Origin of the sequence: Halolactibacillus sp. JCM 19043, from assembly GCF_001310395.1 — a bacterium.
Classification (GTDB): domain Bacteria; phylum Bacillota; class Bacilli; order Bacillales; family Amphibacillaceae; genus Halolactibacillus; species Halolactibacillus miurensis.
Genome location: NZ_BAXD01000030.1, coordinates 1 through 13,785, shown reverse-complemented (window position 1 = coordinate 13,785; position 13,785 = coordinate 1). Strand labels below are relative to the sequence as shown.

Below are 13,785 nucleotides of genomic sequence, written 5' to 3'. Positions count from 1 at the left end.
AACTTACTATCAAACTTTAATTTAAATTTATGAGCGAATACCTTACTCTTCGTAAGAAATATTCAAATCTGATTGCTCATAGAACTGACGCTTCGCTTCATTAAATGCATCTGTTTCTTCATTAAACAATTGATTTTTTTCAACGACAACTTGATACTGTGCATTTACTTCATCCACTTGTTCAGAAAATGTTGCTTCTTCTAAATCTTCTTGTTTAAGTAACTCATACAGTTCTTTATCAAGGGTAAGTGACGTTTTATAGGCTTCGTTTAATTCAACAAAAGCATCATAGCGCTGGTTCATTTCTTCAATCATAGTTTCAGCTGCTGTTTTTAATTCCGCTTCTTCTAATTCAGCAACAAGCGGGACGACTTTATCGAATTCTTCTTTAGCATTGTCAATGCTTGCGCGTTCGTTACCGGTTAATGTCTCACGTTCTTCAATTGTTGTAATAGCTTCATCAGCTAATGTTTTAATTTCTTCATATTGATCAATACCTAAATCACTAATGTCCTGATAAATCTCTTGTTCTTGTTGTTCGAGTTCACTAATAGGTTGTTGCTGCTCAACAAATCCCACTTCAAGTTCAACCGATTTTTCTAAATGCTGATAAATTTCTTCTTGGGTAGACTCACCTGAACATGCTGTTAACATGACGGCACTAAGTAGTCCAGCTAATACTAGTTTTAATCGCACGTCTTTATCCTCCATTCATTCTGCCCTTTTTTCATATGCAGATTACATTATAACATAGGATGATAGTGTAAAAACAGCAAAAAATCTCTATTGTCGTAAGAACCCACGTGCTAAACCTTCATGTTCCCTTTTCATAGCTAGCTTTAAAACGAATGTTTACCTTTATCGTTAAAAATGTGTTACACTATGTTACAGTCGATTGTTCGTGATGAAAGAATTTATATGTTAGAGGAGAATTTATATGTTAACAATGAAAGAAATCGTTAGAGAAGGACACCCTGCTTTACGCGAAGTTGCGAAAGAAGTGGACCTTCCACTTAGTGCTGAAAACAAACAAATATTATCAGATATGCTTCAGTTCGTTAAAAACTCTCAAGACCCTGAATTAAGTGAAAAATATGATTTACGTCCTGGCGTGGGTGTTGCTGCACCTCAGTTAGGTTTAAATAAACGCATGTTAGCGGTCCATTTTGAAGACTTAAAAGGACAGTTGTATAGCGATGGTTATATTAACCCTAAGATCATCAGTCACTCAGTAGAACAAACATATATTTCTACTGGAGAAGGCTGTCTTTCTGTTGACCGCGAAGTTCCTGGTATCGTTCCGCGTCACAAACGGATTACCGTAAAAGCAACGACACTTTCAGGTGAAGAAGTGACATTACGCTTAAAAGGTTATGTTGCCGTTGTATTCCAACACGAAATCGACCACTTAAACGGCATCATGTTTTATGACCATATCAATGAAGAAAATCCATTATCACCACCACAAAACGCTACACCATGTGATGTGGAATAATAAATTTTTTTATCGAGTATAAGGGAGAAAATGATGGTTTACACTAGTCTTGCAGGAAGTTTTCCAGTCGGTCCTGAGATGTTACTGTTTTCAAAAAGCCCAATTCGTACTATACTATAAGTATAAGGGTTGGATCGGATTATTAGTTTTTGCTTTTTGAAAGGAGCTGTTTCACATGTTAAGACGGCTAAGAGAAAAGCTTCGCAAGAAATGGAAAAGATTATTAAACCAAAATCGTGTCCCTAATGCTTAAGTATAAACAGACAAATACAAAGAAAAATTAAGGAGAGATGAAATGATATTTAAAGTATTATATCAAGAATTAGCATCTGAAGTACCTGTTAGAGAAAATACTCATTCTCTATACATTGAAGCATCAAACGAGCGTGACGTACGCTACAAACTAAAAGATCGCGGCATCAACATTGAGTTTATCCAAACTCTTGAAGGCGAGCACTTAGCTTACGAAGAGCAGTCTGAAGATTATATATTGGAGACGGTATAACCGATGAAATTTGTAAAAAATGATCAAACAGCTGTGTTTGCCATTGGCGGTTTAGGCGAAATTGGTAAAAACACATATGGCGTTCAATTCCAAGATGAAATTATCCTTATTGATGCAGGGATCAAATTTCCAGAAGATGAACTGTTAGGTATCGATTACGTAATACCTGACTATACGTATTTAATCCAAAATCAAGATAAAATTAAAGGTCTGTTTATACTCATGGTCACGAAGACCATATCGGCGGTATCCCATACTTGCTAAAAGAAATAAATATCCCTATTTACGCTGGTAAATTAGCGATGGGTCTCATTAAAAACAAACTGGATGAACACGGCTTATTACGTTCAGCCAAACTAAATATCTATCAAGAAGAAGATATCATCAAGTTCAGAAAAACATCGGTGTCATTCTTTAGAACAACCCACAGTATTCCTGATTCTTACGGTATCGTCGTTAAAACACCACCAGGAAACATTGTGCATACCGGTGACTTTAAATTTGACTTCACCCCAGTTGGTGAACCAGCCAACTTAGCTAAGATGGCTGAAATCGGCAAAGAAGGCGTGTTATGCTTACTGTCAGATTCAACGAATGCTGAAGTGCCAGGATTTACGATGTCCGAGCGTGTCGTTGGACAAAGTATTAATGATATCTTCAGCCGTGTGGACGGACGGGTAATTTTTGCGACATTCGCATCAAATATTTATCGTCTCCAACAAATGGTTGAAGGCGCCGTTAATCATAATCGTAAAGTAGCTGTGTTTGGTCGTAGTATGGAGAACTCCATTGCCATTGGCCGCGAACTTGGCTATATTAACGCACCAGATGATACATTTATTGAACATCATCAAATCAATCGCTTACCAGCGAATGAAGTGACCATTCTTTGTACGGGTTCACAAGGTGACATGGCAGCCTTATCACGGATTGCCAATGGGACGCACCGTCAAATTTCAATTATTCCTAATGATACGGTTGTCTTTAGTTCTTCGCCTATCCCAGGTAACACATTAAGCGTCTCACGTATGATTAACAGTCTTTATCGTGCCGGTGCTGAAGTGATTCACGGACCACTGAATGATATTCATACATCTGGTCACGGGGCACAAGAAGAACAAAAATTAATGTTACGTCTTTTACGTCCTCGTTTCTTCATGCCTATTCACGGTGAATACCGCATGCAAATGGAACACGTGAAACATGCAGTGAGTTGTGACGTACCACAAGAGAACTGTTTCGTTATGGACAATGGAGATGTCCTCGCTTTAGGTAAGGATCATGCCCAACTTGCAGGTAAAATCCCTTCAGGTTCTGTCTACATTGACGGTAGCGGCATTGGCGACATCGGAAACATTGTGTTACGCGATCGTCGCATTCTATCCGAAGAAGGTCTCGTGATTGTTGTTGTCAGCATCAACATGAAAGAATTCAAGATTGCTTCTGGTCCAGATATCATTTCACGCGGATTTGTTTATATGCGCGAATCTGAAGATCTAATCAATGAAGCACAGAAACTTGTAGAGAAACACGTATCTAAAGTAATGGAAAGAAAAACGACCCAATGGTCTGAAATTAAAAACGAAATTACTGATACGATTCAACCTTTCTTATTCGAAAAAACAAAACGCCGTCCAATGATTTTACCAATCATTATGGAAGTATAATTAAAACAAGCACCAGAGAGAAGCGTATTTTCTCACTGGTGCTTGTTCTTTGTTTTTTAATTTGTATGAGTCATCGTCACTATCAAAAAATGAAACAAAAATAAACATCTTGATGCATAAGACACCAAGACGCTTATTTTAATCTTCAATTACGAGTTGTTTTTCAAAGCGAGAAATATCTTTATCTGCCCCAATGATGACGAGTGTATCGCCTTCTTTAATTTGTTCGGTGGCCATCGGTGAGACATTAATATCATTGGAATTTGTTGACTTAATTGCGACAACGTTACAACCATAATTCGCTCGAATATCTAAATCAACAAGGGTTCTTCCAATAATTTTCTTGCCTGCTTTAATCTCAACAATACTATGATCATCTGATAATTCTAGGTGATCCAAAATGTTACTAGAAATAATCGAATGGGCGATCTTCTTACCCATGTCTCGCTCAGGGTGAATGACTTGATCAGCACCAATTTTCGTGAGTACTTTTTCATGATAATCATTTTGAGCTTTAACGGTAATCTTTTTAATTCCTAACTCTTTTAACATGAGCGTCGTTAAAATACTCGCTTGAATATCTTCACCAATCGCTACAATGACATGATCTATATTCCTAATCCCTAATTCCTTCAACACTTTTTCATCCGTTGCATCAGCGATAACGGCATGGGATGCAATGTTACGGTATTCATTTACTTTCGCTTCTGTTGAGTCAATCGCCAGAACATCCATACCCTCTTTACTTAGTTCACGACAAATACTTCCTCCAAAACGTCCTAAGCCTATAACGGCAAATTCTCGTTTCATATAAACCAACCTCCTCTACACTATCCAATATCCAGTCTAGCATACTCTAGAAAAATGACAATAATAATTGATCCGATTTCTTTTAAAAAGAACCCAAAGGCTGTCATTCTCTGCCTTTAGGTTCTCATAAACTATAGTTCGTCTAACATTTCAAATTGAGACTTCACGAGATGATAATACTCGCCTTCGTGTTGGATTAATGCATCGTGATTACCTTGTTCTAAAATCTTACCGTGCTCAAGTACGATAATATTATCGGCTTCTCGAATCGTTGATAAGCGATGGGCGATCATAATCGCTGTTCGGCCTTTTAATAATTTCCTTAGCGCTTCTTGAATCTTCATTTCTGCTTCAGTATCAATACTTGCTGTTGCCTCATCTAAGATTAAAATCTTCGGATTTGCTAGCAAGGCGCGTGCGAATGACAATAGTTGACGCTCACCTGCTGATAATATATTCCCTCGCTCTTCTACTTCTGTGTGATAGCCGTTGGCAAGTCGCAGAATAAAATCATGTGCCCCAACAATTTTAGCTGAGTCCATAACCTCTTCATCTGTTGCTTCTGGACGCCCAAAGCGAATATTCTCCATAATTGAACCGGAGAAAATAAAGGTATCTTGTAACACGACACTAATATGCGACCGTAAACTTTGCACCTTCATATCACGTAAATCATGACCATCAATCATGACCCGTCCTTCAGTCGGGTCATAGAAACGACTAATAAGGTTGGCGATGGTAGATTTACCTGAGCCGTATGCCCGACTAGTGCGACTGTTGTCCCCGGCTTAATATCAAGCGAAATATCATGTAATGCAATCCGTTCATCATCATAAGAGAACCGAACATGATCAAAGGTAATATGACCCGTCATATCAGTAAATGGTTTCGCATCATGTTTTTCATCAACATTAGGCTGCTCATCTAGGAATTCAAAAATACGTTCAGACGACGCCATGGCAACTAATAATTGATTATAAATTTGTCCTAACCGAGAAATAGGTTCCCAAAACATACCGAGATAAAAGGCAAATGATACAAACACACCGACCGAAATCGTTTCATTGATAATAAGATGGGAGCCATAAGCGATTAATATAACCGTTCCAACCGCATTGCTCATTTCTACAAATGGACCAAAATAGGCACTCTTTTTCATTGCCAGACGTTCTTTTTCAAAGTTATTCGCATTAACACCGTTAAAGTATTGTGTATTCTCTTCTTCTTGAATAAAGGACTGCGTGATACGAATCCCTTGAATACTTTCGTTCAAGTGTGAATTCAGACGTGATTTCTGTAATCTTACATCTTGCCAACTACGTCGTATATTACGACGTAGTTTCGTTGAAATATAAAACATGATTGGTAAAATCACTAGGACTGCTAACGCCAGTTGCGGACTTAAAAAGAATAAAATTGCCACGATACCGACGAGCATCATCACGTCCATCAACAAGTTGATAATACCATTGGTAAAGAGTTCTTGAAGTGAGTTGACATCATTTAAAATCCGCACAAGGATTGAACCGGCTGAACGATTATCAAAAAAGTTATGCGATAAACGTTGCACGTGTGAAAACAATTCTTTTCTTAAATCGTAAATGGTTTTCTGTCCAAGTGTGTTAACAATTTTAATCCGGTAGCGGTTCGCCAAGTAATTCGCTAAATATAATACGGCAATACCGATGATTAAATACGTCAGTAAACTTGTATCACGATTCGCAATAGCTTTGTCAACAACGTAATCACCAATAAGGATCGGGACGGTTAACCTCACAATCATATTGACAAGCATCGCAACCATTGCCATCGGGACAAGTGTTTTCATATAAGGTTTTAAATAGTGTAAAAGACGAGCCATCTGTTGCCAGTTAAACGGTTTTTCTACCGCTGCTTCTTGTGGATAAAAGAATCGTTTGTTATAGGCACTGTCTGCTGAAATTTTCTTTAGTTTCGCCATCATGTGTCACTCCTTTCTTCCTATAGTTCACCCATGATTTGTTTTTTATCTTGGTACTGAATATCGTAGATGCGTTGATACGGTCCGCCATTGTTTAGCAACATATCATGGACGCCACGTTCAACAATCTCGCCATCTTCTAAAACGAGAATTTCATCCGCATGCTTTAATGAAGAAATACGGTGGGCAATAATAAACGTTGTTCGACCTTGCATGACTTCTTTTAAAGCACGTTGAATTTGAAACTCCGTTTCCATATCAACAGCAGAGGTGGCATCGTCTAACACTAAGATGCTTGGATTAATGAGTAACGCTCGCGCAATCGAAATCCGTTGACGCTGCCCACCACTTAAGCCCATTCCTCGCTCGCCTAGCATCGTGTCATACCCTTTTGGCATATCCATAATAAATTCATGTGCTTGCGCGCGTTTGGCGGCTGCGATAATTTCTTCCATTGAAACATCCGGATTACCGTAAGCAATGTTTTCTTTAATCGTTGTTGAAAATAAGAACGGCTCTTGTAAGACAAAGCCGATGTGACGTCTTAATGCTTTTAAATCATAATCCGACACATCTTTTCCATCAATATACACATGCCCCTCAACCGGTTCGTAAAATCGAGTCATCAGCTGCGTAATACTTGATTTTCCCGCTCCGGTTGAACCAATTAAACCAATTACTTTTCCTTGCGGAACATGAAAAGAAATATCTTTTAATGCCGCATCATCATCTTCGGTATATTTTAACGTTACATGATCGAATACAACATCCCCTTTTATGTGCACATCCGCTAAAGCTGAATCTTTTGATGTAATCGATTCATCTGCTTCTAAAATATCTAATAGACGCTCACCCGCAGCTTTTGCTTGTGAAAACTGGTTCACAATAAAACCAAGGTGCATCAGCGGGCCAATAATATAGTTGACTAAACTAAAGAAAGCAACGAGCTCACCAAGAGAAAGTTGGTCATTCATCACGAGCCAACCACCAAAAATAAGTAAAGAAATCATCGCTAAATTACCGATAAACTCCATGAACGGGAAGTACTTCGCCCAGATTGAGGCTGTCGTAATGTTGACTTCCTGATACTTTTTGTTGTCAGTCGTAAAACGGTCAATTTCAAAATCTTCTTTAGATAACGATTTGATCGTATTCATCCCACTGACATTCTCTTGAATACGTGTATTCAAGTTACCGAGCGACTTACGAATCGATCGAAAAGCCGGGTGAACCTCTGAATCGAATTTCCTTACGACAATGATAAGAAATGGCATCACAGCCATCGTCACCAGTGCCAACGGTACAGAGTAATAAAACATGACGACTAAACTTGTCACCATTAAAAATATGACGCGAATTAGTTCCTTAAAGCCTGCGGCTAAGAAAAACTTAAACCCTTCAACATCCATCGTTAAACGCGACATTAAGTCCCCTGTCCGTGCGTTATCATAGTATGTAAATGATAAACGTTGTAATTTCCGGTATAAGGCATCCCGTAAGTGATACACTGAAGTCACACCAAATAAATCTCCTAAATACTGCTGGGTAAAATTAGCCACGCCTTTTACCATCATTAACACAAGAAAACCAATCGATAAGACAGGTATGAGATCATAATCTCCAGCTAAAATAACATCATCGATGGTAATTTGAAGCACCACTGGATAAATAACTGTAATCGCTGTCACAATCAAAACAAAAACAAGTGACAGTAAAAAGTATCGTTTATAAGGCCAATAAAATGCTTTTAATTTCTTAAAAATATCCATATGAATTCCCTCCTCTTCACAATTTGTCTTTTACTAATATATCGGGTATCGAAATAAATTACTAGTAGTTTGCCTTACTTTTTGTAAAAATCTAAAAAATCAGTCATAGGAATCAGACATTATTTTTCATTCAATAGACATTCTTCTTCAAAATGTTATGTTTATCGCCGGTTAAAATCGGGTATATCTTCAGAGAAACTTAACGAAAAGGAGAACGTCTATGTCATTTAATCTTGAAGGTATTACAGAAGTTGCACTTGGGATCGGGCTCAAGCTCATCCTCCTATTCATTGCGTATGCGATTATTAACCCAATCGGAAGGAAAATCATCTCAAAAATCCTCCACTCATCTACTAATAAGAAAAAGATATCCGAAGCAAGAGTTTTAACACTAGAGAAATTATTAATCAATATCTATTCTTACATACTGATTTTCATTTTCATTACGATGATTTTTGGTGTGTTCGAACTAGAAATCGGCCCATTAATTGCTAGTGCCGGTGTCGTCGGTTTAGCGATAGGTTTCGGTGCCCAAGGCCTCGTCAGTGACGTAGTCACAGGATTCTTTATTCTGTTAGAAAAACAAATTGAAGTAGGAGAATATGTCACAACGGCTGGTTATGACGGGATTGTTGAAGAGCTTGGTTTACGCACAACCCAAATTAGAAGTTTTTATGGTACACTTAACTTTATTCCGAATCGCCACCTTGAAGGAATCAGTAATCACTCTCGAGGTACGATGCGCGCACTTGTCGATATTGGCATCAGTTATAATGATAATATTGATCACGCGATGCAAGTGTTACAACACGTTTGTGAGGCATTTAGCACGGATGAACGTTTTGTCGATGGCCCACAAGTCATCGGGGTTCAATCATTAGGAAGCTCTGATGTGGTTTTACGGATTATCGGCCAAACACAAAATATGGAACAGTGGCAATGTGAGCGCGATATGCGTAAAGCTATCAAAGAAGCTTTTGACCAAAACGGGATTGAAATCCCTTTCCCTCAACAAGTCACGCATATCGTAAAAGAAGAGGCTTAAGTTAGCGTTAACCGCTACAAGTGATTTGAAAGTTAAAGCAAAAAGAGTAGGTAAAGGTAAATACTCATATTTAAAAGGATGAGCCGTTGCTCATCCTTTTAATCTTTCTGATCTTCATTACCTACTGTCACGAGGACTGTCCTATTTCATCGTTAAATCGCGTAGTGTTCTGTGCACTAAATCAACACCTACTTGTAATGCCCGCTCATCCGGATTTAATTTCGCATGATGGAGTCCAAAAGCTGAATCAACCCCTAACCAAAACATAAACCCAGGTATGTCTTTAAGGAAATAACCAAAGTCTTCGCCGGTCATTGCCTCTTGTGCTTCGACGTACGTCAAACCACTGGATTGTACCGTTTCTTTAAACCGTTCAACAAATCGTTCATCGTTATATACCCCGTAATAATTTGAACCATAATCAATGTCAATGTCACAGTGGTGACTGATTTCAAAGGCGCGGGCAAACGCTTCGATTTCTGTTTTAATCGTTTGAATGGTATTTGGATCGGTCGTTCGAATCGTACCTTCTAATCGCGCGGTTTCAGCGATAATATTTTGAACCGTACCCGCTGTCATTTTCCCAACTGTGAGCACTGCCCCTTCTATGGGATTGGTTCGCCTTGACACAATTTGTTGAACCGATACAAGAAACGTACTTGCTGCTACAGCCATATCATGCGTTAAATGTGGATAGCCGCATGCCCACCCTTTCCTTTAAAAACAATGAACAGTTCACTCGTATTCGCAAATAATAAGCCTGGTTTAGTAGATACCGTCCCAACAGGCAGCTCTGGTGCGATATGCAAACTAAAAATTTCATCAACCTTAAGAGATTGAAAGTCCGATGTCGAAAGGATTGGTTGAGCGCCGCCTGGTCCTTCTTCTGCTGGCTGAAAAATAAACACAACATCATCTTGTAAAGGCTCATCCATTATTTTTTCTAACACCCCTAAAGCAATCGTCATATGAAAATCGTGACCACAGGCGTGCATGAAACCTGGATGCGTTGATTGATAAGGTAGCCCTGTCTGTTCATCAATCGGCAAACCGTCCATATCCGCGCGGTAGGCCATTGTTTTTTTAGAATTCGTGCCAGATACTTTCACAAACAGACCTGTTTTCCATTTAATTATATCGACGCGGTCATCTTTGATTGTGTCAATGTAGTTAAGCAGAAATTGTTGTGTTTTCACTTCCTTAAATCCTTGTTCTGGTATTTGATGCAAGTGTTGCCGTACGTTATGTAAATCCAATGTCTTCTCCTCCTTACGATCACGTCGTGCTCTTTTTAACTCTTCAGCTGTCTCTTGGGACATGTAACAGAAAAAAGCAGGAGTCGCCTCCCGCTTTTAGTCTCCGTCATCATTTCACTATTAGTCGTTTAATTTACGCAATGCTTGCATAATTTCTGTTTTCACTTTCGTCTTATCATCGATTTCTTTTAAGACACGTGCAGGCGTCCCACCAACAACGGTGTTAGCTGGCACGTCTTTTGTCACAATCGCACCTGCCGCAACAACAGCACCTTCACCAATCCTCACGCCTTCTAAAACAACCGCATTGGCACCGATCACAACCCCATCTTCAACGACAACAGGTTCCGCTGATGGCGGCTCAATAACTCCCGCTAATACAGCACCTGCACCAACGTGGCAATTTTTCCCGACAGTTGCACGACCACCAAGTGTCGCGTTCATATCAATCATCGTACCTTCACCAATCACAGAACCAATATTAATAACGGCCCCCATCATAATAACCGCCCCATCACCAATGTCGACTTGATCACGAATGATGGCACCTGGTTCAATACGGGCATTGAATTGCTTGAAATCGACCATTGGAATCGCTGAATGGCGACGATCATTTTCAACAACATAATCACTGATTGATTTTTCATTTGACTCTAAGTCTTTTTTAACAAGATCCCATTCTCCGAACAACACGCCTGTTTTTGATTCAACAAACGCCTGCACCCCTTCAGAAAATGTGATCGTATCTAATGCGTCACCTTTTACATATACCTTTACCGGTGTCGCTTTTTTACTTTCTGAAATAAATGTAATAATATCTTCTGCATTCATTTTGTTCATACTTTTTCCCCCTCTAGATTCACTAGTGTTACTTTACCAAAAAACGATTTGGTTTGACAAGTCTATTTTTTGAAAACTCACACATCTTTAAACAACGCCTTATTGATGTGTATATATTTATTCATTTCTTTTAGTACCGCACGTCTCGTTAGGATACCGTCAAAGTCTCCTTGTTTATTCACAACAGCGATATAAGGATGATCAATCAAATGTTTCAAACAACGCAAGAAATGTTCTGAAGGTAAAACCGTTGGAATATCCGTATCCATCACTTCATTAACGGTCACCTCTGATAATCGTTCCATCTCAAACCGTTCAATACCTAAAATCTCATTTAATATGACATTTTTGCTGATAATTCCGTGAAACTGATAATGCATATCCAACACTGGCACAGATGAATAACCAGATCTAACCAAAATAAGTAAGGCATGCTCCAGTGGATTATTGATTTGAACATGGGCTACTTTTTCTGATGATACCATTAAAGATTCCGCTGTTAACTGTAGTAAAGGTAAAGATTTAACTAAGCTCATGGCTGACAACTCCTTTGAATCGCTAATCACTCACATCTCTAAGTGTATCATAAGACGCGTGAAATAAGAAATAAAGTCACCCGTGATTTTAACGTTTCATGCGACAAAAATCTAGGCCGCTTAATTGACAAAAGAATCAAACAAATCATAGTTTTTCCTACTATTTCATGGTAAAATAAACATCAAGCATGTTTAAATAGACAGTCATATTATTTTAAGGGGGTCTGACTTATATGAAACCATCAGTCAATGACGTTGCTCAAGCACTTTTTGTCATAAATCGTCATGCCAAAACTGCCATTGATCCAAAGGGGCTATACACGTTAAAAAAACAAGCGATTGATCAATTACTAAAAACAAATCAAGCTAAGAAAATGGGTCTTCAATATTCAAAACGTCCTAAACTCTCCTGCCAACACTCCACATTACTTGTGAAAGTAGGACAATATTTCTTCCATATTCCACCTACCAAACAAGATTTTAAAACGTTCGAGCACCTCGGTGAGTTAGATCAAAATTATCGTAATCCACAAGTAAGGATGTCTTTAAAGCAGGCCAAGCGTATACTCAACACATACTTAGGCATCACAGAACCTACCCAACCCTCCAAGAAAAAATCAACGTATATGCCTTCCTTACTTGGGCGGTGGAATTATGCCTACCATAAACAAGATAAACGCTAATGATTTACTAGAGTAATGTCTATTATGCTTATTAACAACAAGAAAGGTCGATGTCTTATGCCTAAACCTATTAACTCAGCTGTTGAAGCCATTGAGTTATCCGGAATTCGGAAATTTTTTAACCTTGTACAAGATAAAGAAGATATTTTATCACTGACTATAGGACAACCTGACTTCTCCACACCCGAATCAGTAAAACAAGCCGCTAAAGACGCACTTGACGCCAATAAGACAACGTATACGCAAAATCAAGGATTATATGAATTGCGCGACAAAGTGAGTCAGTACATAAATGATCTATACGGGACACATTGGTGTGCGAATCAAGTACTTGTGACTGTTGGTGCCTCACAAGCGATTGATATCGCGCTAAGAACTTTGTTAGTTCCTGGAGATGAAGTGATTTTGCCCTCCCCGATTTATCCGGGTTATGAACCGTTGATTACCCTTCAACATGCAAAGGTTGTAGCTATTGATACTACCCCTACAGCCTTTAAGTTAACGGCTGACGCATTGGAACAGGCGATTACCGACAAAACAAAGGTTGTCATCTTACCGTATCCGTCGAATCCAACCGGTGTGACCTTAACTAAAGATGAGTTAGCCGCGATAAAAGATGTCGTAGTAAAACACGACCTTTATTTAATTACTGACGAAATATACAGCACCATTTCTTTTGATGCCCCCCATGTCTCCATGGCTGTTTTCGAAGAGTTAGCCGAACGGTTAATCGTCATTAACGGTCTATCGAAATCCCATGCGATGACAGGTTTTCGAATTGGGTTCTTATTTGGTCCGCTTCACTTAATGGATCAATTTACGAAAGTATTGCAGTATAATGTCTCGTGCGCAACCTCTACTAGTCAATATGCCGCTCTTAACGCTGTAACGGAGGCAAAGGATGCGCCTAACAAAATGTGCGAGGCTTATTTAGACAGACGTAATTATGTCTATCATCGTCTTCAAGCCATGGGAATTGACGTTGTAAAGCCAGGTGGCGCCTTTTATTTTATGTTTAAAATAAATGACCCACGTCCATCCTTCGATCTGGCGCTTGATTTAGTAGAACAAGCACACGTTGCATTTGTACCAGGCTCCAGTTTTGGACGTTTTGGTGAAGGTTACCTACGGCTATCTTATGCTTATAGTCTAGATACTTTAAAAGAAGGACTCGATCGTCTCGAACGTTATTTATCACCTAACCCCTAAAAAACGGTTG

General features: G+C 38.9%; 10 protein-coding genes and 3 pseudogenes. 6 read left to right on the top strand and 7 right to left on the bottom strand.

The window, feature by feature from the left end; translation table 11 throughout:
- Positions 1 to 42: 42 nt before the first annotated feature.
- The gene (locus JCM19043_RS12505; protein ID WP_062322999.1) at positions 43 to 696 is read right to left on the bottom strand and encodes a YkyA family protein; all 654 of its coding nucleotides are present in this window, start codon (positions 694 to 696) and stop codon (positions 43 to 45) included.
- 241 nt (positions 697 to 937) lie between these two features.
- On the opposite strand from JCM19043_RS12505, the gene def reads away from it, so the two are divergent.
- From def to rnjA, 3 genes and pseudogenes are all read left to right on the top strand, one after another.
- Complete coding sequence (gene def, locus JCM19043_RS12500) at positions 938 to 1,495, top strand: peptide deformylase (protein WP_062322955.1); 558 nt, start codon at positions 938 to 940, stop codon at positions 1,493 to 1,495.
- 295 nt (positions 1,496 to 1,790) lie between these two features.
- Positions 1,791 to 2,000: a DNA-dependent RNA polymerase subunit epsilon gene (locus tag JCM19043_RS12495; RefSeq protein ID WP_062322953.1), complete on the top strand. Its 210-nt coding sequence runs from the start codon at positions 1,791 to 1,793 to the stop codon at positions 1,998 to 2,000.
- Between the two features lie 3 nt (positions 2,001 to 2,003).
- Positions 2,004 to 3,667 (top strand): annotated as a pseudogene (gene rnjA / locus JCM19043_RS12490) (ribonuclease J1).
- A gap of 138 nt (positions 3,668 to 3,805) precedes the next feature.
- Here the strand turns inward: rnjA and JCM19043_RS12485 are convergent.
- From JCM19043_RS12485 to JCM19043_RS12475, 3 genes and pseudogenes are all read right to left on the bottom strand, one after another.
- On the bottom strand, positions 3,806 to 4,477 hold the full coding sequence (locus tag JCM19043_RS12485) for a TrkA family potassium uptake protein (protein ID WP_062322951.1): 672 nt from the start codon (positions 4,475 to 4,477) through the stop codon (positions 3,806 to 3,808).
- A gap of 131 nt (positions 4,478 to 4,608) precedes the next feature.
- Positions 4,609 to 6,437 (bottom strand): annotated as a pseudogene (locus tag JCM19043_RS12480) (ABC transporter ATP-binding protein).
- 20 nt (positions 6,438 to 6,457) lie between these two features.
- The gene (locus JCM19043_RS12475) at positions 6,458 to 8,206 is read right to left on the bottom strand and encodes an ABC transporter ATP-binding protein (RefSeq protein ID WP_062322949.1); all 1,749 of its coding nucleotides are present in this window, start codon (positions 8,204 to 8,206) and stop codon (positions 6,458 to 6,460) included.
- A gap of 220 nt (positions 8,207 to 8,426) precedes the next feature.
- Between JCM19043_RS12475 and JCM19043_RS12470 the strand changes: the two genes are divergently transcribed.
- On the top strand, positions 8,427 to 9,251 hold the full coding sequence (locus JCM19043_RS12470; RefSeq protein ID WP_062322948.1) for a mechanosensitive ion channel family protein: 825 nt from the start codon (positions 8,427 to 8,429) through the stop codon (positions 9,249 to 9,251).
- A 141-nt stretch (positions 9,252 to 9,392) separates the two neighbouring features.
- Here the strand turns inward: JCM19043_RS12470 and JCM19043_RS12465 are convergent.
- The 3 genes and pseudogenes from JCM19043_RS12465 to cbpB form a co-directional block, all read right to left on the bottom strand.
- Positions 9,393 to 10,570, bottom strand: a pseudogene (locus JCM19043_RS12465) (N-acetyldiaminopimelate deacetylase).
- A gap of 57 nt (positions 10,571 to 10,627) precedes the next feature.
- Positions 10,628 to 11,347, bottom strand: coding sequence for a 2,3,4,5-tetrahydropyridine-2,6-dicarboxylate N-acetyltransferase (gene dapD / locus JCM19043_RS12460; protein ID WP_062322946.1), 720 nt, complete (start codon positions 11,345 to 11,347; stop codon positions 10,628 to 10,630).
- Positions 11,348 to 11,424: 77 nt separating this feature from the next.
- Entirely contained in the window at positions 11,425 to 11,883 is a 459-nt protein-coding gene (cbpB, locus tag JCM19043_RS12455) for a cyclic-di-AMP-binding protein CbpB (protein WP_062322944.1), read from the bottom strand.
- Between the two features lie 233 nt (positions 11,884 to 12,116).
- On the opposite strand from cbpB, the gene JCM19043_RS12450 reads away from it, so the two are divergent.
- A complete protein-coding gene (locus JCM19043_RS12450) occupies positions 12,117 to 12,566 on the top strand; it encodes a YkyB family protein (protein WP_062322942.1) in 450 nt (149 codons plus the stop codon).
- Positions 12,567 to 12,623: 57 nt separating this feature from the next.
- On the top strand, positions 12,624 to 13,775 hold the full coding sequence (locus tag JCM19043_RS12445; RefSeq protein WP_062322940.1) for an aminotransferase class I/II-fold pyridoxal phosphate-dependent enzyme: 1,152 nt from the start codon (positions 12,624 to 12,626) through the stop codon (positions 13,773 to 13,775).
- Positions 13,776 to 13,785: the final 10 nt, after the last annotated feature.

What these genes read in the sequence shown, in the direction of transcription:
- def (WP_062322955.1), top strand. Translation starts at nt 938, where the DNA reads ATGTTAACAATGAAAGAAATCGTTAGAGAAGGACACCCTGCTTTACGC.
- JCM19043_RS12495 (WP_062322953.1), top strand. Translation starts at nt 1,791, where the DNA reads ATGATATTTAAAGTATTATATCAAGAATTAGCATCTGAAGTACCTGTT.
- JCM19043_RS12485 (WP_062322951.1), bottom strand. Translation starts at nt 4,477, where the DNA reads ATGAAACGAGAATTTGCCGTTATAGGCTTAGGACGTTTTGGAGGAAGT.
- JCM19043_RS12475 (WP_062322949.1), bottom strand. Translation starts at nt 8,206, where the DNA reads ATGGATATTTTTAAGAAATTAAAAGCATTTTATTGGCCTTATAAACGA.
- JCM19043_RS12470 (WP_062322948.1), top strand. Translation starts at nt 8,427, where the DNA reads ATGTCATTTAATCTTGAAGGTATTACAGAAGTTGCACTTGGGATCGGG.
- dapD (WP_062322946.1), bottom strand. Translation starts at nt 11,347, where the DNA reads ATGAACAAAATGAATGCAGAAGATATTATTACATTTATTTCAGAAAGT.
- cbpB (WP_062322944.1), bottom strand. Translation starts at nt 11,883, where the DNA reads ATGAGCTTAGTTAAATCTTTACCTTTACTACAGTTAACAGCGGAATCT.
- JCM19043_RS12450 (WP_062322942.1), top strand. Translation starts at nt 12,117, where the DNA reads ATGAAACCATCAGTCAATGACGTTGCTCAAGCACTTTTTGTCATAAAT.
- JCM19043_RS12445 (WP_062322940.1), top strand. Translation starts at nt 12,624, where the DNA reads ATGCCTAAACCTATTAACTCAGCTGTTGAAGCCATTGAGTTATCCGGA.